Source organism: Serinicoccus shuyuelongi, assembly GCF_045032955.1.
Classification (GTDB): domain Bacteria; phylum Actinomycetota; class Actinomycetes; order Actinomycetales; family Dermatophilaceae; genus Ornithinicoccus.
In genome coordinates, this window is the sequence record NZ_JBJFZU010000014.1 from 1 (window position 1) to 22007 (window position 22007).

Here is a 22007-nt window from a genome sequence, read left to right on the forward strand (position 1 = left end):
GTACGGCATCCCGCTGTTCGCCCACCCGGGCGTGACCGGCTTCGACTCCACCCTGGAGAACGTCCGGCCGACCTCGGTCCAGACCGGTGTCTCCTGGAACGCCGAGCAGTGGATGCGCGCCAACTGACGTCCCCCACCCGGGCACGGTGAGCTGATCTCCGTGCCCTAGGGGTCACGTCGAACGGGGCGGGAAGGTCTCACGCCTTCCCGCCCCGTTCTGTGCCCTCCTCCCCCCGAACTCCCAGGCCGTTCTCAGCCGGCCGCGACATGCATGGTGGGCCGTGGTCAAGGACCCGGCGACGGGTTAGAGTCTCCCGTCAGACACACCGCCGTGACACGTGACATCCAGGAAGGTCAGCCCTGTGCTCCAGTTCATCCTCCGCAGGATCTCGGTCTCGATCCTGATCCTGTTCCTGGGATCGATGTTGATGTATTTCGCCACCATCAACGCCGGCGACCCGCTCGAAGACCTGCGTGAGTCCCGCGCCGAGAACCGCCAGCAGCTGATGGACGCGCGGACCGAGGCGATGGGTCTCAACCTCCCCTGGTGGGAGCGTTACCTCGGCTGGTTCACCGGGGTCAGCAAGTGCCTGGTGCTGAACTGCGACCTGGGGGCGACCCGGGACGGCGCCGACGTGGGTTCCCTGCTGCTCGCCTCCGCGGGAGCCAGCCTGCGTCTGGTCATCGTGGCCACCTTCCTCGCCATCGTCATCGGCATCACGCTGGGTGTCCTCTCCGCGATCCGGCAGTACTCCGGCTTCGACTACACCATCACCTTCAGCGCCTTCCTCTTCTTCTCGCTGCCGGTCTTCTGGGCGGCGGTGCTGCTCAAGGACTTCGGCGCGATCCGCTTCAACTCCTGGATCGCCGACCCGGCGATCGCCACCACCACCATCCTCATCGTGGCGCTGCTCTTCGCGCTGGTGCTGGCCTCGGTGATGGGCGGCACGCTGAAGCGCCAGGCGATCACCTTCCTGGTGTCCGCCACGGTGATCTTCGTGGCGGTCTTCTGGTTCGACCGGATCGGCTGGTTCACCGCGCCGGCCCTCGGCATCCCGTTGATCGTCGTCGGCGGCCTGGCAGCACTGGCCTTCATGCTGGTGATGACGGTCGGACTGGCGAACCGCAAGATCATGTATGCCGGCCTCGTCACCATCGGTGTCGGCGTCGTGTCCTACTTCGCCACCCTGCCGATCCTGGACGACCCCTCCGGCTGGCTGGTCATCCTGGGCCTGGCGGTGGTCACCGTGGGCGTCGGGCTGGCGATCGGCTGGCTGATGGGCGGCTACGACCGGCGCACCTCCATGGCCGTGACGACCGGCACCGCGCTGGGCATGGCCTTCCTCGTCTTCATGGACAACCTGCTGCGGGCGTGGAGCGGCTTCCTGGAGCTCACCGGCACCCGGCCGATCAGCACCATCGGCGAGAACCGGCTGATCCCGGACCGGTTCGACGGGACCTTCTGGGAGGGCATCTTCAACTGGGGTGTCCAGCTCATCCTGCCGACCATCGTGCTGACCCTCATCTCGATTGCGGCCTACAGCCGGTACACCCGTGCCTCGATGCTGGAGACGATCAACCAGGACTACATCCGGACCGCCCGGTCCAAGGGCCTGTCCGACCGGGTCGTCTTCACCAAGCACGCGCTGCGCAACGCGCTCATCCCGATCACCACGATCGTGGCCTTCGACTTCGCCTCGCTGCTGGGCGGTGCGGTGATCACCGAGACCATCTTCGGCTGGCGCGGTCTGGGGGCGATGTTCCGGGCCGGGCTCGATACCGTCGATCCGAACCCGGTGATGGCCTACTACCTGGTGGCCGGGGGTGCGGCGGTGCTGATGAACATGATCGCCGACCTGGCCTACGCCGTGCTCGACCCGCGGATCCGGAGGTGACGCGCGCCATGCAGACCCCGTTGCCCGTCCGTGAGATCTCTGTGAGGACCACCCGATGACCGACCCGAACCGTCCCGACGAGCGGGACCACACCCCAGTCGCCAGCTCGGTGGAGGAGATCTACTCCGTCGAGAAGCAGATCGACCTGAACCAGAAGTCCTACTCGCAAGGCCAGCTGGTGCGGCGGCGCTTCTTCCGCCACCGGGGAGCCCTGGTGTCCCTCTTCGTGCTGGTCTTCGTCACCTTCATGGCGTTCACCTCGATCGGCTACGGCCTGATCCCCAACTGGTGGGACAAGAACTTCTACGACGCGGGGGCCACCGTCGACGGGGGCCGGCCGACCCTGCAGCTGTGGCCGTTGCAGATCGGCGAGCACCCCTTCGGCCAGGACACCATCGGCAAGGACTACTTCGCGCTGACGATGCGCGGCACCCAGCGCTCCCTCATCGTGGCCTTCACGGTGGGCCTGGTCTCCACCATCATCGGTACCCTCATCGGGGCCATCTCGGGCTACTACCGCGGCTGGATCGAGGCGGTCCTGATGCGGATCACCGACCTCTTCATCGTGATCCCGCTGCTGGTGCTGGCGGCCGTCTTCGGCAAGATGGCGGACGGCGGCATCTGGCCGCTGGCGATCCTGCTCAGCGTGCTCACCTGGACGGGTCTGGCCCGGCTGGTGCGCGGTGAGGTGCTCTCCCTGCGGGAGCGCGAGTTCGTCACCGCCGCCGAGGCGATCGGCACCAGCTCCGGCCGGATCATCTTCAAGCACGTGCTGCCCAACACCGTCGGCACCATCATCGTCAGCGCCACCCTGGCCATCGCGACCACCATCCTGCTGGAGTCTGCCCTATCCTTCCTGGGCTACGGCGTCCAGCCACCGGACACCTCGCTGGGCCTGCTCATCTCGCAGTACCAGAGCGCCTTCCAGACCCGGCCCTGGCTGTTCTGGTGGCCCGGCATGATGATCCTGACGATCGCCCTGTCCGTGAACTTCCTGGGCGACGGCCTCCGTGACGCCTTCGACCCCCGTCAGAACAGGACCGCCGACTGATGACGACCACCACCCAGAGCAACTCCGGCCAGCCCGTCTACACCGGCTCCGGCACCCCCGGCGAGGGGGAGGAGGTCGTCCTCTCGTTCGACGACGTCGACGTCCGCTTCGGCACCGAGTTCGGCAGCGTGCACGCCGTCAAGGGCGTCGACCTCCGGGTCCGCCCGGGTGAGGTCGTCGCGCTGGTCGGCGAGTCCGGGTCCGGCAAGTCCGTGACGTCGATGACCGCCCTGCGGCTGCTCCCGAGCAACGCCACCATCGGTGGCCGGGTCACCGTCGCCGGCAAGGAGGTCGGCCGGCTCTCCGAGGCCAACATGCGCCGGCTGCGCGGCAACGACGTGGCGATGGTCTTCCAGGAGCCGATGACCGCGCTCAACCCGGTCCTCACCGTCGGCACCCAGATGGTCGAGTCGATGGAGCTGCACGGTGTCGTCCGCGGCGCGGCGGCCTGGAAGCGCGCCATCGAGCTGCTGGAGATGGTCGGCATACCCGAGCCGGACCGGCAGATGAAGAAGTACCCGCACGAGCTGTCCGGCGGTCAGCGCCAGCGCGTGGTCATCGCCATCGCGATCAGCTGCGACCCCAAGGTGATCATCGCGGACGAACCCACCACCGCCCTTGACGTGACGGTGCAGGCCGACATCCTCGACCTGCTCCGCTCGCTCAAGGACAAGCTGAACACCGGCATCCTGCTCATCACCCACAACATGGGGGTGGTGGCGGACATGGCCGACCGGGTGGCGGTGATGTTCAAGGGCGAGATCGTCGAGCGCGGCACCGTCGAGGAGGTGCTGCTGCACGCGAAGCACGACTACACCAAGGTGCTGCTGGGCTCGGTCCCCCGGATGGGGGCCGGCCGCGGTCAGATGGGCATCAGCGTCCGCGAGGAGATCGCCGAGGACGCTCCGATGGCGATCGAGCTCGACAAGCTGGTCATCGAGTACCAGCGCCTGGGCAAGTCGCCCTTCCGCGCGGTCGACGACGTCTCGTTCTCGGTGCGCCAGGGCGAGATCGTCGGGCTGGTGGGGGAGTCCGGGTCCGGCAAGAGCACCATCGGCCGGTGCGCCCTGGGCCTGATCCCGGCCGCCAGCGGCGAGTTCCGGCTGCTCGGCCAGGACATCACCCGGATGAACCGGAAGGAGAAGAAGGCGCTGCGCCGTCGGATCGGCGTGATCTTCCAGGACCCGGCCGCCTCGCTCAACCCGCGGCTGCCGATCGGCGAGTGCATCGCCGAGCCGTTGGTCGTGCACAAGGTCGGCGACAAGAAGGCCCGCCAGCAGAAGGTCTACGAGCTGCTGGACGCGGTGCAGCTGCCGCGTGAGGTCTTCAACCGCTACCCGCACGAGGTCTCCGGTGGCCAGCGCCAGCGCATCAGCGTGGCGCGTGCCCTCACCCTGGACCCGGAGCTGCTGGTCGCCGACGAGCCGACCTCGGCCCTGGACGTCTCCGTCCAGGCCAAGGTGCTGAAGATCTTCGCCGACCTGCAGGAGCAGTTCGGCTTCGCCTGCCTCTTCATCAGCCACGACCTGGCCGTGGTCGACCTGCTCGCCCACCAGGTGGTGGTGCTGCAGAACGGCAAGGTGGTGGAGGCCGGCCCCCGGGCCCAGATCATGGAGAACCCGCGGGAGGACTACACCCAGCGGCTGATCGCCGCCGCCCCGGTCCCGGACCCGATCGAGCAGGAACGACGCCGCCGTCAGCGGCATGAGCTGCTGCGTGAGCAGGGTGAGGAGATCGTCACCTTGCACGCTGACGCCGAGACGTTCCGCCAGTCCATCTCCGGGGGCGCCGACGTCGTCGACGTCGAGGCCGAGGGCACCGGCAGCGTCGACGACGACCCGCAGGGTCGGCGCTGAGCCGCGCCGCGTGAGAGTCGTCTACGCCGGGACGCCCGAGGCCGCCGTCCCCGGGCTGCGTGCGCTGCTGGACTCCGCGCACGAGGTGGTCGGGGTGCTGACCCGTCCCGACGCACGGGCCGGCCGGGGCCGCGCGCTCCGGCCCTCGCCCGTCCGTGAGCTGGCCGAGCAGGCCGGGGTCGAGGTCTGCACCCCGCGGAGCCTGCGCGAACCGGACGCGGGTGAGCAGCTGCGGCGGTGGGCTCCGGACGTGTGCCCGGTCGTCGCCTACGGCCTGCTCGTCCCGCCGGAGCTGCTCACCGTGCCACCGCACGGCTGGGTGAACCTGCACTTCTCGCTGCTCCCTGCCTGGCGGGGCGCGGCACCGGTGCAGCACGCGCTGCTGGCCGGGGACGACGTCACCGGTGCCGTCACCTTCACCCTCGAGGAAGGGCTGGACACCGGCCCCGTGCTGGGCCGGCTCACCGAACGGGTGCGCCCGAGGGACACCAGCGGCGACCTTCTCGAGCGGCTCTCGACCGCCGGGGCGCAGCTGCTGGTCGCCACCCTCGACGGCCTCGAGACCGGTGCCGTGGTGGCCGAGCCACAACCGGGGGACGGGGTCAGCCTGGCCCCCAAGATCGAGGTGGCCGATGCCCGGGTCGACTGGACCGCGCCGGCCTTCGCGGTGGACCGCAGGGTCCGGGCCTGCACGCCCGCCCCGGGCGCCTGGACCACGTGGCGTGGCGAGCGCTGCAAGCTCGGCCCCGTCGAGCCGCTCGGCACCCGCGACATGTCCGACGCCCCCGGCACGTCCGACGGTGCCCACGTGCTCGCCCCCGGGGAGCTCCGGGTGGACCGCGACGAGGTCGCCGTCGGCACCGCCGCTGGGCCGGTGCGTCTCGGCACCGTGCAGCCGCCCGGCAAGCGGCCGATGGCTGCGGCCGACTGGGCCCGAGGTGTGCGTCCGGAGCAGGGGGAGCGGTTCGATGGCTGACCGGTTCGAGAGCGAGCGGCGGCAGGGTGCCCGGTCAGGGCCCCGGAAGCGGTCCGGGCAGACTCCGGCCCAGCGGGCACGGCAGGCCGACCCGGCCCGGGACGTCGCCTACCGGGTGGTGCGCGCCGTCGACACCGAGGAGGCCTTCGCCAACCTGGTGCTGCCCTCCGCGATCCGGGAGGCACGGCTCGACACCCGGGACGCGGCCTTCGCCACCGAGCTGACCTACGGCACCCTGCGGATGCAGGGGTTCTACGACGCGGTCATCGCCGTCGCCGCGGACCGCCCCACCGCCGGGGTCGACGCCCCCGTGCGAGACGTGCTGCGCCTGGGCGCGCACCAGCTGCTGGGGATGCGCGTCCCCGACCACGCCGCCGTCAGCGCCACCGTCGCGCTGGCCCGACAGCACGTGAGCCAGGGGGCCGGCGGCTTCGTCAACGCCGTCCTGCGCCGGGTCAGCGAACGGGACCGTCAGACCTGGGTGGCCAGGGTGACCGAGGAGGTCGCCGACCCGGTGGACCGGCTGTCGTTGGAGCACTCGCACCCGGTCTGGGTGGTCCGGGCGCTGCGCGCGGCGCTGATCACCTGGCGCGGGGCGGAGGCCGCCGAGGCGGAGCTGCCGGCCCTGCTGGCCGCGCACAACGAGCCCGGCCCGTTGACCCTGGCGGCCCGCCCCGGGCTGGTCGAGGACGACGAGCTGACCCTGGCCGGCGCCGTGCCGATGGACGTCGCGTCCACCGCCTGGCTGCTGCCGGGGGGTGACCCCGGTGCCCTGGCTGCCGTCCGCGACGGCCGGGTGGCCGTGCAGGACGCCGGCTCCCAGCTGCTGACCCTGGCCCTCACCGCGGCACCCCTGGAGGGCCGGGACGAGCGCTGGCTGGACCTGTGCGCCGGGCCAGGGGGAAAGGCCGGTCTGCTGGCCGCCGAGGCACTCCGGCGGGGCGCCTCCCTGCGGGCGCACGAGGTGAGCGAGCACCGGGCCGAGCTGGTCCGGCATACCCTGTCCGGGGCCGTGGCCGCCGGGGCCCGAGTCGAGGTGAGCGTCGGCGACGGGCGCGAGCTGGGTGCCGAGGAGCCGGGGAGCTACGACCGGGTGCTGGTGGACGCGCCGTGCACCGGGCTGGGTGCGCTGCGCCGTCGGTCCGAGGCGCGCTGGCGCCGGTCCCCGCAGGACCTGGCCACGCTCGGCCCGTTGCAGCGTCAGCTGCTGACCTCCGCGGTGGAGGCCACCCGCCCCGGTGGTCTCATCGCCTACGCCACCTGCTCGCCGCACCTGGCCGAGACGCAGCTGGTGGTCCGGGACGTGCTCAAGGCCCGCGAGGACCTGACCCTGGAGGACGTGCGGCCCTGGCTGCGGGACCGTGCCGGTGAGCGTCTCGGGGACACCGGGGACGAGCCGTACGCCCAGCTCTGGCCCCACCTGCACGGCACGGACGGCATGTTCGTCGCGCTGCTGCGCCGCGGCTAGGGTGGCCGCCATGAGCGACTCGCCGCTGCAGATCAGCCCGTCGATCCTGGCCGCCGACTTCGCCGACCTGCGCGCCGGCCTCGAGGCGATCGCCACCGCGGACTGGGCGCACGTCGACGTGATGGACAACCACTTCGTGCCCAACCTCACCCTGGGCCGACCGGTGGTGGAGGCCCTCGCCCGGGTGAGCCCGGTGCCGCTGGACTGCCACCTGATGATCGAGGACCCGGACCGGTGGGCGCCCGGGTATGCCGAGGCCGGAGCGGGGTCGGTGACCTTCCACGTGGAGGCGGCCACCGACCCGGTCGCCACCGCGCGCGCCATCCGGTCCGAGGGGGCCAGGGCCGCCGTGGCGCTGAAGCCCGGGACTCCCTTCGCCCCCTACCGCGACCTGCTGGACGAGGTGGACATGGTGCTGGTGATGACCGTGGAGCCGGGCTTCGGCGGGCAGTCCTTCATGACGGACCAGCTCGCCAAGGTCCGGCAGGTCCGGGAGGCCGTCTCCCGCCGCGGCGGCGAGATCTGGGTGCAGGTCGACGGGGGAGTGGCGCAGGACACGATCGGGGCCTGCGTCGAGGCGGGAGCCGACGTCTTCGTCGCCGGGTCGGCGGTCTACGGCGCCGAGGACGTGGCCGCGGCGGTCGCCGGCCTGCGGGCCACCGCCGCCGCGCACCGCTGCGGCTGACAGGGCCATCGACAGGGCGGCCCGCACACCCGGTGGGGCGTAGCATGGTCCGTGCACACGTGCTCCGGGGTCGGTGAAAATCCGAGCCGGCGGTCATAGTCCGCGACCCGTCCGCCACCAGCGGTCGGTTGACCTGGTGGAACTCCAGGACCGACAGTCACAGTCTGGATGGGAGGCAGCACGCGGGCCGTTCGTCGGCGGTGTGCGGTCCTCGGTGACCGGCGCCGGTCGGTCGGCGGCGCGCCTCCTCCACGCAGCTGCACCCCCGGCGCCGACACCCGGCGAGGGGCAGGTCCCCTCGCGTGACGACCGGAGGACCCGCGGTGGACGTCTGGAACGACCTCTTCTACGCCGAGCTCGACGTGCTGGGCCACCCCGTGGCCTGGCGGGAGGTGGTCGGCAACGGTTTCGGGCTCGCCTCCGCCCTGCTGGGCATGCGCCGCACCGTGTGGGCGTGGCCGGTCGGGATCGTCGGCAACGTCATCCTGTTCACGGTCTTCATGGGCGTCTGGTTCGCCAACCCCCAGGAGCACAGCCTCTTCGGGCAGGCCGCCCGGCAGGTCTTCTTCGTCCTCACCAGCGTCTACGGCTGGTGGCGCTGGCAGCAGTCCCGCAAGGGCCGCGCCAAGGGCGCCCCGGCGATCACCCCGCGCTGGGCCACCGCTCGCGAGCGGACGGCATACCTGGTCGCCGCGGCGCTGCTGGTCGTCCTGCTGCAGTGGGTCTTCGCGCAGGTGGGCGCCGGGTGGGAGGCGCCCCGCTGGTACTACTGGACCGACGCCTGGATCTTCGTCGGGTCGATGCTGGCGACGTACGCGATGGCGCGTGGCTGGGTCGACTTCTGGCTGGTCTGGATCGCCGTCGACCTGATCGGGGTGCCGCTGCTGTGGCACTCCGGCTACTACCCTTCCGCCGTGATGTATGCCGTCTACGGGGCCGTCGTCGCCTGGGGCTTCGTGGTGTGGTCCCGGGCCGCCCGCGACGAGGCGCCCCGACCGGCGGTCACCGGGGGAGGACCGGTCGGCGGGGACCGTACGCTGGTGCCGTGAGCACCAGCAGCGCCGGCACCACCGACCCCTACGCCACCTTCCGTCCCCGGATCGGCGCCTGGGTGGGCCGCCTCGGTGCCCTCGCCTCGGTCCTCGTCTTCGGCGCCATCGCGCTCTTCGGCCCCAGCAGCGCACGGGTCTCCACCACCATGGCGGTGCTCGACCGCGGGCTCATCCTGGGCTTCGGGGTGCTGATGGCCCTCGGCCTGTGGCGCTACGGCCAGCTCCGGGCGGTCCCCAGCACCGAGGGGCTGCTGGTGGTGAACCTGCTGCGGCGGCACCAGCTGGAGTGGGCCCAGATCCTGCGGGTCGGCTACGCCGGCGGATCGGCCTGGGCGGTGCTCGAGCTGACCGACACCGAGGAGGTCGCGGTGATGGCGATCCAGAGCGCCGACGGGCAGCGCGCCCGCGTCGAGGCGTCCCGGCTGGCGGCGCTGGTGGCGCACCACCAGCAGGGGTAGCGCTGGACCGGACCGACCGGGCGGCTCAGCCCTCGGGGTCCATCTCCTCCCGGGTGGAGGGCACCCGCTGCCGGGCCTCGGTCAGCGTCATCCCGGAGAGCACCAGCAGGTCGACGACGGTGGACCGGACCTGGGCCCGCATCACCTCCGCGGACAGCTCGGCCCGGGAGTGGCTCCAGGTCGACTGCCGGGCCAGGTGCACCAGGTCCTCCTGGGCCGGTCCGAGCGGGGTCCGGTCCGCCAGGTGCTCCTGGATGGTGGCGCTGGCCTCGGCGAGGGCCTCGACCATGTCGATGTAGGTGTCCGGGACGAACTCGTCCGCGCTGACGGCGGCCTCGGCGCGGCGGGCCAGCACCCGGACGTTGCGGATGGCCAGGTCCAGCGGTGGCAGCAGTGTCTGGATCTCCCGGACCTCGGCCCGGGACGCCCCGGAGAGCAGCGGGGCCACCCGGGCGGCGGCGACCGCCTCGGCGGTCGAGGCGCGCAGCACGTCGAGCTCGGTCGACAGCCCGCGTGCCGTCTCCAGGGCCCGGACCGCGCGGCCGGCGTCCCGGTTGCGCAGGCTCTGCGCGGTGTCGGTGAGCATCTCTGCCAGGTGGCCGACCAGCTCCACGACCCGCTCCCTCGGCCGCCGGGTGGTGGAGCGCAGGGGGGCCAGCATGGCGATGACCATGGCCACCCCACCGCCGACGGCGGCGTCCAGCCACCGGCTCAGCGCCTCGCCGTCCCCGGCCACCAGGGTGGTGATGATGACGCCCTGGATCCCGGCCTGCATCATCAGCAGCTGGCCGGCGCCGGCCAGCACCGCCAGCGACATGGCCACGACGCAGACCGCCAGGATCTGCCACAGCCCGGTGCCGAACGAGTTCACGAACAGGTCCCCGATGGCGACCCCGATGGCCACCCCGATGGTGAGCTCGACGATCCGCCGGAGCCGGTCCTCGTAGGTCAGCCCCAGACAGACCATCGCGGTGATCGGGGCGAAGAAGGGCAACGGGTGACCCAGCACGTCGTGCGCGAGGAACCAGGCGATGGTGGCGCCGGTGGCCGCCTGCAGGATGAGCCAGGCGCGGGCCCGCAGGCGCAGCGCGCGGGCCCGCAGGGCGACCGGCCGGATCCCGTCGCGCAGCGGGTCCAGGGCGTGCACGACCCGTCCCGTGGCCCGGGCCCGCTCGCGGTCACCGTTCATGAGCCCAGTGTGGCTCAGAGGCGGGTGCGGTGGGTGGCGAAGGCCTGCAGGTCCTCCGCGGAGCCCTGCACCTCGACCCGGGCGACCTCGGTGCGGCCGAAGAGGTGCAGCACCAGCTCCAACGGGGTCCCGTACAGCACGACGGTCCCGGCCGCGGCCGGGGGACGGCGCAGCGCCGCGCGCCCGTGACCCTGCGCCACCACGACGACGCCGGTCGGCGAGCCCCGGGTCAGCATCCGGCCCATCGAGGTGACCGTGCGCCACAGCCCCTCCTGCACCGGGCCGGGCAGGTCCGTCGGCGCCCAGTCCGGCTGGGCCCGGACCATGTCCTCGTGGTGGATGCTCAGCTCGGCCACGTTCACCGCACGGTCCAGCACCCCGATCCGGGTCGGCCACCACGGGGCGGGCCCGGAGCGCACCTGCGCGACCAGCTCGGGGAAGGGGCGGGCGGCCACCCGGTCCTGCAGCGTCCGGGTCCGGCGCTGCAGCACCTCCACGTCGAGCCCGATCCCCGGCAGGGCGTCCGGCCGGGACTCGCGCACGACCAGGTGCGCGAGCAGGTCGGCCACCGTCCACGGCGAGCACAGCGTCGGAGCCTGCGGGCCGAGCTCGGTGGCGGTGCCGGCGATGAGGTCTCTGAGCTGGTAGGGCATACCTCATCTCACCACGCCGCAGGACTGTCAGCGGCGCGTGGTTGGATAGGTGCTCGATCCATCCCCCTACACCACCGCCTCCTGGAGGTCCCCTTCTCCATGTCCACGACCAGCGCCCCCGTGCCCCGTCCCGTCGCCAGCCGCGCCGTCCTGCGCCGTGGTCTCAAGGTGGTCTGGGGCGGCATGGTGCAGGAGCGTCGGCCCTTCTCGGTCGCCGTGGTCGGTGCTGTGCTGTGGGCCTCCGCGACCGTCGGGACGGCCTGGGCGATCGGCTGGCTGACCGACACCGTCGTCGAGCCGGCGGTCCGGGTGCGCGAGGTGGAGGCGGCCGGGCTGTGGGCCATCTTCGGGGTGCTGCTGGCGGTGCTGCTGGTCAACGTGCTCGGGGTGATCCTGCGCCGGGTCTACGCGACCATCGCCGGGTTCAACCTGCAGGCCTCGTACCGGCGTCGGGTCACCCGGCAGTACCTGCGGCTGCCGCTGTCCTGGCACCACGCCCACCCGTCGGGGCAGCTGCTGTCCCGGGCGCACGCGGACGTGGAGGCGACCTGGCAGGTCTTCAACCCGCTGCCGATGGCCATCGGGGTCATCTTCATGCTGATCATCGCGGGCACCATGATGGTGCTGGTCGATCCCTTCCTGGCCTTCATCGGGCTGCTCGTCTTCCCCGGCCTGTTCGGTGCCAACCTGATCTTCCAGCGGGTCATGTCCCCGCGGATCACGCTCGCCCAGCAGCTGCGGGCCGAGGTGGCCGAGGTCGCGCACGAGTCCTTCGAGGCCGGCCTGATCGTCAAGGCCATGGGCCGCGAGGACCAGGAGGCGGACCGTTTCCGGCACAAGACCTTCGAGCTGCGGGACGCGCTCATCCGGGTCGGGCGCACCCGGGGCGTCTTCGAGCCGGTGATCGAGGCGATCCCCACGCTGGGCACGCTGGCGGTGCTGGGCGTCGGCACCTGGCAGGTCTCCAGGGGCGAGCTGGACGCCGCGCAGGTGGTGCAGATGGCCTACCTGTTCTCGATCCTCGCCTTCCCGGTGCGGGCCCTGGGCTGGGTCCTCGCCGAGCTGCCGCGGTCGGTCGTCGGGCACGACCGGGTGCAGCACGTGCTCACCGCCGAGGGAGGTATGCCCTACGGCAGCACCACCTTCCCGCGCCGCAGCGGCCCCGCCGAGGCCGAGCTGGAGAGGGCCGTCTACTCGCACCCGGGGGAGGAGACGCCGACGGTCCGCGGGGTCGACCTGGACATGCCCAGCGGCAGCACTGTCGCGCTGGTGGGGCCCACCGGCTCGGGCAAGACGACGATCACCAACCTGGCGCTGCGGCTGGTCGACACCGACGCCGGACAGGTGCGGCTCGACGGGATCGAGGCGCGCGACCTGGCCCAGGGGCAGATCCCGGCCGCGGCGACGCTGGTCGCGCAGCAGACGTTCATGTTCGACGACAGCGTCCGCGGCAACATCACCCTCGGCGAGGACGCCGACGACGCCTCGGTGTGGGAGTCGCTGCGGATCGCCCAGGCCGAGGACTTCGTCCGCTCCCTGCCCGACGGGATCGACACCTTCATCGGTGAGCGCGGCGGCACCCTCTCCGGCGGTCAGCGGCAGCGGATCGCGCTGGCCCGCGCGATCTGGCGCCGGCCGAGGCTGCTGGTGCTGGACGACGCCACCAGCGCGGTCGACCCCTCGGTGGAGCAGGCCATCCTGACAGGCCTGCGTGAGGCCCGGGGCGGGATGACGGTGCTGGTCGTGGCCTACCGGATGGCGACCATCCTGCTGGCCGACTCGATCGTCTACGTGGAGCACGGGCAGGTCGTCGACCGGGGGCCGCACCGGGAGCTGGTGGCCCGCTGCAGCGGGTACGCCGACCTGGTGAACGCCTATGCGAGGGAGGCCGCCGAACGGGACGCGGTGACGCGTCAGGAGGAGAACGACCAGTGAGCACCGAGCAGCACGACTCGAGCCGGATCGGCGCCCAGTCCGACCTGAACACCATGGACACCCTCAAGCGGGGTCTGCAGCTCTCGCCCGAGCTGCGGGTGGGCCTCTGGGTGACCGTGGGGCTGGCCCTGGTCGCCACCCTGGGTCGCGTCATCATCCCGTTCGTCGTCCAGCAGACCACCGACAACGGCATCCTCGCCGACGGCGGCCCGGACGTCGCCTTCGTCTTCCGCGCGATCGGCATCTCGGCCCTGGTCATCGTGGTGACCTCGATCGCCCAGTACGCGGTCAACGTGCGTCTCTTCACCGCCGCCGAGTCGGGGCTGGCCACGCTGCGGATGAAGGCCTTCCGGCACATCCACGACCTGTCCATGCTCACCCAGAGCACCGAACGGCGCGGCTCGCTGGTCTCCCGGGTCACCAGCGACGTCGACACCATCTCCATGTTCGTCCAGTTCGGCGGACTGATGCTGCTCATCAGCACCGCGCAGATCGTGCTGGCGACCGGCCTCATGTTCTTCTACAGCCCACCGCTGGCGCTGGTCGTCTACCTGTGCTTCATCCCGCTGGTGCTGCTGGTGCGCCGGTTCCAGCCCATCCTCGGGCGGGCCTACGGCGCGGTCCGGGAACGGGTCGGCGACCTGCTCGGCTCCATCAGCGAGTCGATCGTCGGTGCGACCACGATCCGCGCCTACGGCGTCGAGGAGCGGACCTCCGAGCGGATCGACCGGGCCATCGAGGCGCACCGGGCCTCGGCGATCACCGCGCAGATCCGCTCGGTCATGGCCTTCGTCTCCGGGCAGGCCTTCGCCGGGATCACCACGGCCGTGGTGCTGGTGGTGGGGACGGTGCTGGCCACCCAGGGGCGGATCACCCTGGGCGAGCTGCTGGCCTTCCTCTTCCTCGTCAACCTCTTCACCCAACCGGTCCTGATGGCCACCGAGATCCTCAACGAGATGCAGAACGCCGTCGCCGGGTGGCGTCGGGTCATCGGTGTCATCGACACCCCCGCCGACGTCACCGACCCCGGCGAGGAGGGCACGGTCCTGCACCGCGGCCCGATCACCGTCGACTTCGACGGGGTCTGGTTCTCCTACCCGGACGGACCGCCGGTGCTGCGCGACATCGACCTGCGGATCGAGCCGCACACCCGGGTGGCCGTGGTCGGCCAGACCGGCTCGGGCAAGACCACCCTGGCCAAGCTGCTGACCCGGCTGATGGACCCGGCGGAGGGGGCGGTCCGCCTGGACGGGGTCGACCTGCGCACGGTGCGCTTCTCCAGCCTGCGGCAGCGCGTCGTCCTGGTGCCCCAGGAGGGCTTCCTCTTCGACGGCGACCTGGCCTCGAACATGCGCTTCGGCAAGCCCGAGGCCACCGACGAGGACCTGCACCTGGCGGTGACCGAGCTGGGGCTGGACGCCTGGGTCGATGGCCTCGCGCACGGGCTGGCCACCCCGGTGGGCCAGCGCGGTGAGTCGATGTCCGCCGGTGAGCGGCAGCTGGTGGCGATCGTGCGCGCCTACCTGGCCGACCCCGACCTGCTCGTCCTGGACGAGGCGACCAGCGCCGTCGACCCCTCCACCGAGGTGCGGGTGCAGCGGGCACTGGAGGGCCTGACCCGGGGCCGGACCTCGGTGGCGATCGCGCACCGACTCTCCACCGCCGAGGCCGCCGACCTGGTCGTGGTGGTGGACGACGGGCGCATCGTCGAGCTCGGGCACCACCGCGAGCTGGTGGGCCAGGGCGGGGTCTACTCGCGCATGCACCGCTCCTGGGCCTCCCAGCAGACCGGCGACTGAGGTGGCGGCCGGCGCGAGGCGACCGGGCAGGAGTTTGCTGCTGACCGTCGCCCTCCTCGGCCTCGCCCTGGCGATGCTGTGCACGACCCAGCCGTGGAGCGACGCCCGCCGGGTCGACCCGGCCGGGCTGGTCTGGGAGGCGGAGGTCGCCGGCGCCTCCCTCGCGCCGCTGGCCGGCGCGCTGCTGCCGGTGGCCGTGTGCGCGGTGCTGGTGGCGCAGGCGATCCGTGGGCGTGGACGGCTGCTGCTCACCGGTCTCGCCACGCTGGCCGCGGCGGGGGCGGCCGCCTCGACCCTGCTCGCGGCACCCTCGGGGGCGACGCCCTGGTGGTGGCTCGCCGGGGCATCCACCCTGGTCGCGGCCCTGGCGCTGGCCCTGCTGGTGCTGACCGACGCGAGGGCTGCGACCAGGGGGACGGTTCCGGTGACGGTACCGGAGCGGCATACCGGCACGCTGCCCCCGCACGAGCACCGCCGCCGGTCCGAGGCGGCGACCTGGGCCGCCCTGAGCCACGGGCAGGACCCGACGGCGAGCCCCTCACCACGCGGCGACGGTGCGGCTGGCAGAATGTCGTCCGACAGCGCCAGCACCCCCTGAGTCGAGGAGACCCGGAGACATGCACGAGGACAGCCACGGTCACAGCACCGCCGCCTGGATCGGTGTGACGATCATGCTCGTGGGCTCGGTCGTGGGTTCCTGGGGTGTGCTCTTCAGCCCGGACTTCCTGCTGTGGGTCGGGGTGGCGATGGGGGTCGTGGGGGCCCTCGCCTGGTACCTGCTGGACCGGATGGGGATGGGCGAGAAGGTCTCCGAGCGCGCGCACGACTGACCTGCGGACGCCGAGCGCTGCATACGTCGGCGCCTTCCGCCCCCTGGCTCGGGCGGTACCGACCCGGGGCTAGGCTGGGTGGGTGCTGACCGTCCTGGAAGAGATCATCGTCGGGGTCCGTGAGGACCTCGAGGTACGCCGTGCGCAGACGCCCCTGGAGACGCTGAAGGAGCGGGTGCGCACCGTGGCCCCGGCCCGGGACGCGCTGGCCGCCCTCAGCGCCCCGCACGGGGTGCACGTCATCGCCGAGGTGAAGCGCAGCAGCCCCTCCAAGGGGGCCCTGGCCGCCATCGCCGAGCCCGCAGCCCTCGCCGCCGACTACGCCGACGGCGGCGCGAGCGTGATCAGCGTCCTCACCGAGGGGCGCCGGTTCGGAGGGTCGCTGGCCGACCTGGACGCCGTGCGGGCCCGGGTGGACGTGCCGGTGCTGCGCAAGGACTTCGTCGTCGACCCCTACCAGGTCTGGGAGGCGCGGGTGCACGGCGCGGACCTGGTGCTGCTGATCGTCGCCGCCCTCTCCCAGGACGCCCTGGTCGGACTGGTCGAGCGCACCGAGTCGCTCGGTATGCACGCACTGGTCGAGGTGCACGACGAGGAGGAGCTGGGCCGGGCCGTGGCCGCCGGGGCCCGGATCCTGGGCGTCAACAACCGCAACCTGAAGACCCTCGAGGTGGACCGCGACACCTTCGCGCGGCTGGCGCCCCTGGTTCCGGACCACGTGGTCGCGGTCGCCGAGTCCGGGGTCCGCGGTCCGTTGGACGTGATGAGCCTCGCCGAGGCCGGCGCCCAGGCGGTGCTGGTGGGAGAGGCCGTCGTGACCACCGCCTCTCCCCGGGACGCGGTGGCCGAGCTGGTGGCCGCCGGTGCCCACCCGGCCCTGCGCGCCTCGCTGCACGGGCACCGGGGGGCCCGGGCATGAGCGCCGACGTGCGGATCCCCACCCCGGACCGGTTCGGGGACTTCGGCGGACGGTACGTACCGGAGGCGCTGGTCGCAGCCCTGGACGAGCTGGACGCCGCGCGCACCGCGGCGATGACCGACCCGGACTTCCTCGCCGAGCTCGCCCGGCTGCAGCGGGACTACACCGGTCGGCCCAGCCTGCTCACCGAGGTGCCCCGGTTCGCGGCGCACGCCGGCGGTCCGCGGATCTTCCTCAAGCGCGAGGACCTCAACCACACCGGCTCGCACAAGATCAACAACGTCCTGGGACAGGCGCTGCTGGCGGTCCGGATGGGCAAGCGCCGGGTGATCGCGGAGACCGGCGCCGGCCAGCACGGGGTGGCCGCCGCGACGGCGGCGGCGCTGATGGGCCTGGAGTGCACCGTCTACATGGGCAAGGTCGACACCGAGCGGCAGGCGCTCAACGTCGCGCGGATGCGGCTCCTGGGCGCCGAGGTGGTCGCGGTCCCCACGGGCAGCGCCACCCTCAAGGACGCGATCAACGAGGCGATGCGGGACTGGGTCACCAACGTGGGCCACACCCACTACCTGCTGGGCACCGTCACCGGGCCGCACCCGTTCCCGACCATGGTCCGGGACTTCCACGCGGTCATCGGCGAGGAGGCGCGCGAGCAGCTGCTCGCCGCGACCGGCCGGCTGCCGGACGCGGTCTGCGCCTGCGTCGGCGGGGGCTCCAACGCGATCGGCATCTTCCACGCCTTCCGGGACGAGCCCACGGTGGCGCTCTGGGGCTTCGAGGCCGGCGGGGAGGGCATCGACACCGGTCGGCACGCCGCGCGCTTCTCCGGTGGTCAGCCCGGGGTGCTGCACGGCGCAGCGAGCTACGTGCTGCAGGACGAGGACGGGCAGACCCTGGAGACGCACTCCGTCTCCGCGGGGCTGGACTACCCCTCCGTCGGCCCCGAGCACGCCTTCCTGCACGACTCGGGCCGCGCCCACTACGCCCCGGTGACCGACCAGGAGGCGATGGACGCCTTCGCGCTGCTGTGTCGCACCGAGGGCATCATCCCGGCGATCGAGAGCGCGCACGGACTGGCCGGGGCCCTGCGCCTGGGACCGGAGCTCGGCGCGGACGCCATCATCCTGGTGAACCTGTCCGGTCGGGGGGACAAGGACGTCGACACCGCCGCCCGCTGGTTCGGCCTGGTCGACCCGGACGGCAGCGGACGTCCCACCGACGAGGTCGAGGGATGAGCGGGGCGCTGGACCAGGTCTTCACGCGGTGCCGGGAGCAGGACCGGGCGGCGCTGGTCGCCTACCTGCCGGCCGGCTACCCCGACCTGGAGACCTCCGTGCGCGCGGTGCGAACGCTGGCGGGCTCCGGGGCCGACATCATCGAGGTCGGCGTCCCCTACACCGACCCGCTGATGGACGGACCGGTCATCCAGGACGCCGCCACCCGGGCGCTGGCGTCGGGGTTCCGGCTGGAGCACATCTTCGAGGTGGTGTCCGCGGCCGCCGATGCCGGTGCGGTCCCGGTGGTGATGAGCTACTGGAACCCGGTGCTGCGCTTCGGGGTGGACCGGTTCGCCACCGAGCTGGTCCGTGCCGGCGGTGCCGGCCTGATCACCCCGGACCTCATCCCTGATGAGGCGGACGTCTGGCGCGACGCCGCCCGCGAGCACGGGCTGGCCCCGATCTTCCTGGTGGCACCGAGCTCCACGGACGCCCGGCTCGAGATGACCGTGCAGGCCTGTGGCGGGTTCGTCTACGTCGCGTCCACGATGGGCGTGACCGGGGCCCGGACCAGCCTCGGCGGTGAGGCGCTCGCCCTGGTCGGACGGACACGGTCGGTGACCGGGCTCCCGCTGTGCGTCGGGCTGGGCGTGAGCACCGGGGACCAGGCCGCCGAGGTCGCGCAGTTCGCCGACGGGGTCATCGTGGGCTCGGCCCTGGTGCGTGCCGTGGGCCAGGACCCGACCCTGGAGCAGCTGGCCGGGCTCACCGGGGAGCTGGCGGAGGGGGTGCGTCGCCGATGAGCAGGAAGGCCACGCAGGCACCCCGTCCTGCCGGACGCGAGGTGACGAAGGTCTCCACCGCCGGACCGCCGAAGGGCCTCATCGCCGTGGTGGTGGTGCTGGTGGTCGCGCTGGTCGGTGGGCTGGTGCTCTGGGCGTTCCGCGGCGACCCCGATCCCGGTGCCGGCGCCTCCGAGCTGGAGGCCACCGGCAGCGCCAACGCGCTGCCGCAGGGCGGTGGGGTCAGGATCGGTCCCGGGCCGGAGGCCGACGTCCCGCAGGTCCGGCTCTACGAGGACTTCCAGTGCCCCTGGTGCGGGGTGCTCGAGGAGGCCGTGGGGGAGCAGCTCGCGAGCCGTGCGGAAGCAGGCGAGATCACCGTGACCTACACCCTGATGTCCTTCCTGGAGGGCGGTCCGGACGGTGAGTCCTCGCACCAGGCGGCCAACGCGGCGCTGTGCGCCGACGACGCGGGGGCCTTCACGGCATACCACGCGGCGGTGTTCGCCGGTCAGCCCGACGAGGAGGGCGCCGGCTGGACCCAGGAGCAGCTCCTCGGGTTCGCCGACGGGGCCGGGCTCGACGGAGCGGAGACGGAGCAGTTCACCAGCTGCGTCGAGGACGACACCTACGGCGCCTACGTGGAGGACATGCAGGCGCGCGCCGACCTCGACGAGGTCACCGGCACCCCGCACCTGGTGGTCGGTGAGCACGCGCTCGAGGCCGACGAGCTGCAGTCCCTGTGGTCCGAGCCGGGGACGTTGGACGAGGTGCTCGAGGCCCACTCCTGACCCACCCCCGGGAGCCCCGCCCGATGTCCGGTGGGCGGGGGAGGAGGACTAGGGTGGAACTCATGCGTCGCGCCAAGATCGTCTGCACCCTGGGCCCTGCCACCGACTCCTACGAGCAGATCGAGGCGCTCGTCCAGGCCGGTATGGACGTCGCCCGGTTGAACCTCTCCCACGGCTCCTACGAGGAGCACTACGACCGCTACCTGCGGGTGCGTCAGGCCAGCGACGTGACCGGGCACGCGGTGGCCGTGCTGGCCGACCTGCAGGGACCGAAGATCCGTACCGGGACCTTCGCCCAGGGGCCGGTGACGCTGGCCCACGGCGACACCTTCACCATCACCACCCGGGACGTGGGCGGCGACCGCGACGAGGTCGGCACCACCTACCCTGGGCTGCCCGGCGACGTCTCAGCCGGTGACGAGCTCCTCATCGACGACGGCAAGGTCATGCTGCGCGCCACCTCGGTGACCGACACCGACGTCGTCTGCGAGGTCGTCATCGGCGGGGTGGTGTCCAACAACAAGGGCATCAACCTGCCCGGCGCCGCGGTCAGCGTGCCCGCCATGTCGGACAAGGACGAGGAGGACCTGCGCTGGGCGATCCAGCACGGGGCGGACTTCATCGCGCTGTCCTTCGTCCGCTCGGCCGCCGACGCCGACGCGGTGCGGGCCATCATGGACGAGGAGGGCCGCCAGCTGCCGATCATCGCCAAGATCGAGAAGCCGCAGGCGGTCGAGAACCTCGGCGAGATCGTGGACGCCTTCGACGGGATCATGGTCGCCCGCGGCGACCTGGGTGTAGAGCTGCCGCTGGAGCAGGTGCCACTGGTCCAGAAGGACGCCATCCAGCTGTGCCGGGAGAAGGCGAAGCCGGTCATCGTGGCCACCCAGGTGCTCGAGTCGATGATCGACAACCCGCGTCCCACCCGGGCCGAGGCCAGCGACTGCGCCAACGCCGTGCTGGACGGGGCGGACGCCATCATGCTCTCCGGGGAGACCTCGGTGGGGGCCTGGCCGGTACGCGCCGTCGAGACCATGTCCAGCATCATCGCCAGCACCGAGGAGCACGGGCTGCACCGCATCGCGCCGATCGCGCGCAAGCCCCGGACCCCGGGTGGCGCGGTGACCCGCGCGGCCATCTCGCTGGCGGACGCGCTCGGGGACCAGGTCAAGTTCCTGGTGACCTTCACCCAGAGCGGTGACACCACGACCCGGATGGCGCGGGTCCGACCCGGGACCCCGATGCTGGCGTTCACCACCGAGCAGCACACCCGGTCGCGGCTGGCCCTGACCTGGGGCGTGGAGACCTTCCTGGTGCCCTTCGTCTGGCACACCGACCAGATGGTCATGCAGGTCGAGCAGACGCTGCTGCGCGAGGGACGCTGCAAGGAGGGGGACATCGTGGTGATCGTCGCCGGCTCCCCGCCCGGGGTCTCCGGCACCACCAACGCGCTGCGGATGCACCGCGTCGGGGACGCCGTGCTCGGCAACGCACCGGCATACCGGCTGGACCCGGAGACCTGAGGGTCGAGGGCTGAGGCCCTGCCGACCGGTATGCTGTGCCGGTCGCGTGACGCGTCCCTCCCGGGGCGACGTCCCCCCGGCCGGGGTGGTGGAATGGCAGACACGGAGCACTCAAAATGCTCTGCCCGACAGGGCGTGCGGGTTCGAGTCCCGCTCCCGGCACCCACGTACCGACCGGCCGCTGCCGGTTCGGCCCCACCGCAGACACGATAGGGTTCTCGCCGTGAGTGACGCGCAGACGCAGACCACCCCGCCGGACGAGCCGGAGCAGGGCGGTGCCGACCAGGTCACCAGCACCGCGGCCGGCGACGGGACCGCAGCCGACGGCGGGGGAACGGGTGGGGCGGAGACCGGCCTGCGGATCGTGCTCGCCGAGGACGAGGCCCTCATCCGGATGGACCTGGCCGAGATGTTGACCGAGGCCGGTCACGTCATCGTGGGTCAGGCCTCCGACGGGGAGCAGGCCATCGCCCTGGCGCAGGAGACCACCCCGGACCTGGTGGTCATGGACATCAAGATGCCCGGGATGGACGGCATCTCCGCGGCCGAGCAGATCGGCCGCGACGGCCTCGCTCCGGTGGTGATGCTCACCGCGTTCAGCGACAAGAACCTGGTGGAGCGCGCCCGCGACGCCGGTGTCATGTCCTACGTGGTCAAGCCGTTCAGCGCCGCGGACGTGCTGCCGGCGATCGACATCGGCCGGGCCCGCTGGGCCGAGCGCAAGGCGCTCGAGGCCGAGGTGGCCGACCTGGGCGAGCGCTTCGAGACCCGCAAGCGGGTCGACCGGGCCAAGGGCCTGCTGATGAACCAGCTCAAGCTCAGCGAGGCCGACGCCTTCCGGTGGATCCAGAAGGCCGCGATGGACCGCCGGCTCTCCATGCGTGAGGTCGCGGACGCCGTCATCGCGGGGATGCCCGGCAGCAAGTAG

At 72.3% G+C, this 22007-nt stretch carries 20 protein-coding genes, 1 tRNA gene and 1 riboswitch; of the genes, 19 read left to right on the top strand and 2 right to left on the bottom strand.

All coding sequences use genetic code 11. From position 1 onward, the window contains the following. Positions 1-362: 362 nt before the first annotated feature. The 8 genes from ACI3EY_RS15340 to ACI3EY_RS15375 all read left to right on the top strand — a co-directional run bounded on the left by ACI3EY_RS15340 (position 363) and on the right by ACI3EY_RS15375 (position 9441). Positions 363-1895 carry an ABC transporter permease gene (locus ACI3EY_RS15340; RefSeq protein WP_405041008.1) on the top strand — a complete coding sequence of 511 codons (1533 nt, stop codon included), beginning with the start codon at positions 363-365 and terminating at the stop codon, positions 1893-1895. 55 nt (positions 1896-1950) lie between these two features. Next, a complete protein-coding gene (locus ACI3EY_RS15345; protein WP_405037383.1) occupies positions 1951-2946 on the top strand; it encodes an ABC transporter permease in 996 nt (331 codons plus the stop codon). Beyond that, positions 2946-4802: an ABC transporter ATP-binding protein gene (locus tag ACI3EY_RS15350; RefSeq protein WP_405041009.1), complete on the top strand. Its 1857-nt coding sequence runs from the start codon at positions 2946-2948 to the stop codon at positions 4800-4802. The genes ACI3EY_RS15345 and ACI3EY_RS15350 overlap by 1 nt, the downstream gene beginning before the upstream one ends. A gap of 10 nt (positions 4803-4812) precedes the next feature. Next, a complete protein-coding gene (gene fmt, locus ACI3EY_RS15355; RefSeq protein ID WP_405041010.1) occupies positions 4813-5778 on the top strand; it encodes a methionyl-tRNA formyltransferase in 966 nt (321 codons plus the stop codon). Further along, entirely contained in the window at positions 5771-7246 is a 1476-nt protein-coding gene (locus tag ACI3EY_RS15360; protein WP_405041011.1) for an RsmB/NOP family class I SAM-dependent RNA methyltransferase, read from the top strand. Before fmt ends, ACI3EY_RS15360 begins: the two co-directional genes overlap by 8 nt. Before the next feature lie 10 nt (positions 7247-7256). Then, complete coding sequence (gene rpe, locus ACI3EY_RS15365) at positions 7257-7931, top strand: ribulose-phosphate 3-epimerase (protein ID WP_405037379.1); 675 nt, start codon at positions 7257-7259, stop codon at positions 7929-7931. A 55-nt stretch (positions 7932-7986) separates the two neighbouring features. Then, a riboswitch (FMN riboswitch) is annotated at positions 7987-8117 on the top strand. A gap of 137 nt (positions 8118-8254) precedes the next feature. Continuing rightward, complete coding sequence (locus ACI3EY_RS15370; RefSeq protein WP_405041037.1) at positions 8255-8980, top strand: nicotinamide mononucleotide transporter family protein; 726 nt, start codon at positions 8255-8257, stop codon at positions 8978-8980. After that, a complete protein-coding gene (locus tag ACI3EY_RS15375) occupies positions 8977-9441 on the top strand; it encodes a PH domain-containing protein (protein WP_405041012.1) in 465 nt (154 codons plus the stop codon). Before ACI3EY_RS15370 ends, ACI3EY_RS15375 begins: the two co-directional genes overlap by 4 nt. Positions 9442-9466: 25 nt before the next feature. Here the strand turns inward: ACI3EY_RS15375 and ACI3EY_RS15380 are convergent, their stop codons facing one another. Continuing rightward, positions 9467-10630, bottom strand: coding sequence for an FUSC family protein (locus ACI3EY_RS15380; RefSeq protein ID WP_405041013.1), 1164 nt, complete (start codon positions 10628-10630; stop codon positions 9467-9469). A 14-nt stretch (positions 10631-10644) separates the two neighbouring features. Continuing rightward, positions 10645-11283, bottom strand: coding sequence for a TIGR03085 family metal-binding protein (locus ACI3EY_RS15385; protein ID WP_405041014.1), 639 nt, complete (start codon positions 11281-11283; stop codon positions 10645-10647). Positions 11284-11382: 99 nt separating this feature from the next. Here ACI3EY_RS15385 and ACI3EY_RS15390 point away from each other — a divergent pair, with 99 nt between their 5' ends. The 11 genes from ACI3EY_RS15390 to ACI3EY_RS15440 all read left to right on the top strand — a co-directional run bounded on the left by ACI3EY_RS15390 (position 11383) and on the right by ACI3EY_RS15440 (position 22007). Next, a complete protein-coding gene (locus tag ACI3EY_RS15390; protein ID WP_405041015.1) occupies positions 11383-13218 on the top strand; it encodes an ABC transporter ATP-binding protein in 1836 nt (611 codons plus the stop codon). Beyond that, positions 13215-15017 carry an ABC transporter ATP-binding protein gene (locus ACI3EY_RS15395; RefSeq protein ID WP_405037373.1) on the top strand — a complete coding sequence of 601 codons (1803 nt, stop codon included), beginning with the start codon at positions 13215-13217 and terminating at the stop codon, positions 15015-15017. Before ACI3EY_RS15390 ends, ACI3EY_RS15395 begins: the two co-directional genes overlap by 4 nt. A gap of 34 nt (positions 15018-15051) precedes the next feature. Further along, the gene (locus ACI3EY_RS15400) at positions 15052-15615 is read left to right on the top strand and encodes a hypothetical protein (RefSeq protein WP_405037372.1); all 564 of its coding nucleotides are present in this window, start codon (positions 15052-15054) and stop codon (positions 15613-15615) included. A gap of 19 nt (positions 15616-15634) precedes the next feature. Further along, positions 15635-15847 (top strand): HGxxPAAW family protein, encoded by a 213-nt coding sequence (locus ACI3EY_RS15405; protein WP_405037371.1) that lies wholly within the window; start codon positions 15635-15637, stop codon positions 15845-15847. A gap of 85 nt (positions 15848-15932) precedes the next feature. Further along, on the top strand, positions 15933-16766 hold the full coding sequence (gene trpC / locus ACI3EY_RS15410) for an indole-3-glycerol phosphate synthase TrpC (protein ID WP_405041038.1): 834 nt from the start codon (positions 15933-15935) through the stop codon (positions 16764-16766). Continuing rightward, positions 16763-18001, top strand: coding sequence for a tryptophan synthase subunit beta (gene trpB, locus ACI3EY_RS15415; protein WP_405041016.1), 1239 nt, complete (start codon positions 16763-16765; stop codon positions 17999-18001). Before trpC ends, trpB begins: the two co-directional genes overlap by 4 nt. Then, the gene (gene trpA, locus ACI3EY_RS15420) at positions 17998-18786 is read left to right on the top strand and encodes a tryptophan synthase subunit alpha (RefSeq protein ID WP_405041017.1); all 789 of its coding nucleotides are present in this window, start codon (positions 17998-18000) and stop codon (positions 18784-18786) included. The genes trpB and trpA overlap by 4 nt, the downstream gene beginning before the upstream one ends. Further along, a complete protein-coding gene (locus tag ACI3EY_RS15425) occupies positions 18783-19556 on the top strand; it encodes a DsbA family protein (protein WP_405041018.1) in 774 nt (257 codons plus the stop codon). Before trpA ends, ACI3EY_RS15425 begins: the two co-directional genes overlap by 4 nt. Positions 19557-19618: 62 nt before the next feature. Further along, positions 19619-21079 (top strand): pyruvate kinase, encoded by a 1461-nt coding sequence (gene pyk / locus ACI3EY_RS15430; RefSeq protein WP_405041019.1) that lies wholly within the window; start codon positions 19619-19621, stop codon positions 21077-21079. Between the two features lie 79 nt (positions 21080-21158). Further along, positions 21159-21241, top strand: a tRNA-Leu gene (locus tag ACI3EY_RS15435). A gap of 232 nt (positions 21242-21473) precedes the next feature. Beyond that, positions 21474-22007, top strand: a complete 534-nt coding sequence (locus tag ACI3EY_RS15440; protein ID WP_405037387.1) for an ANTAR domain-containing response regulator — start codon at positions 21474-21476, stop codon at positions 22005-22007.

Excerpts from the sequence above, each read along its gene's own strand:
- ACI3EY_RS15345 (WP_405037383.1), top strand. The coding sequence starts at position 1,951 with ATGACCGACCCGAACCGTCCCGACGAGCGGGACCACACCCCAGTCGCC.
- ACI3EY_RS15350 (WP_405041009.1), top strand. The coding sequence starts at position 2,946 with ATGACGACCACCACCCAGAGCAACTCCGGCCAGCCCGTCTACACCGGC.
- ACI3EY_RS15360 (WP_405041011.1), top strand. The coding sequence starts at position 5,771 with ATGGCTGACCGGTTCGAGAGCGAGCGGCGGCAGGGTGCCCGGTCAGGG.
- rpe (WP_405037379.1), top strand. The coding sequence starts at position 7,257 with ATGAGCGACTCGCCGCTGCAGATCAGCCCGTCGATCCTGGCCGCCGAC.
- ACI3EY_RS15380 (WP_405041013.1), bottom strand. The coding sequence starts at position 10,630 with ATGAACGGTGACCGCGAGCGGGCCCGGGCCACGGGACGGGTCGTGCAC.
- ACI3EY_RS15385 (WP_405041014.1), bottom strand. The coding sequence starts at position 11,283 with ATGCCCTACCAGCTCAGAGACCTCATCGCCGGCACCGCCACCGAGCTC.
- ACI3EY_RS15390 (WP_405041015.1), top strand. The coding sequence starts at position 11,383 with ATGTCCACGACCAGCGCCCCCGTGCCCCGTCCCGTCGCCAGCCGCGCC.
- ACI3EY_RS15405 (WP_405037371.1), top strand. The coding sequence starts at position 15,635 with ATGCACGAGGACAGCCACGGTCACAGCACCGCCGCCTGGATCGGTGTG.
- trpB (WP_405041016.1), top strand. The coding sequence starts at position 16,763 with ATGAGCGCCGACGTGCGGATCCCCACCCCGGACCGGTTCGGGGACTTC.
- trpA (WP_405041017.1), top strand. The coding sequence starts at position 17,998 with ATGAGCGGGGCGCTGGACCAGGTCTTCACGCGGTGCCGGGAGCAGGAC.
- ACI3EY_RS15425 (WP_405041018.1), top strand. The coding sequence starts at position 18,783 with ATGAGCAGGAAGGCCACGCAGGCACCCCGTCCTGCCGGACGCGAGGTG.
- pyk (WP_405041019.1), top strand. The coding sequence starts at position 19,619 with ATGCGTCGCGCCAAGATCGTCTGCACCCTGGGCCCTGCCACCGACTCC.
- ACI3EY_RS15440 (WP_405037387.1), top strand. The coding sequence starts at position 21,474 with ATGGACCTGGCCGAGATGTTGACCGAGGCCGGTCACGTCATCGTGGGT.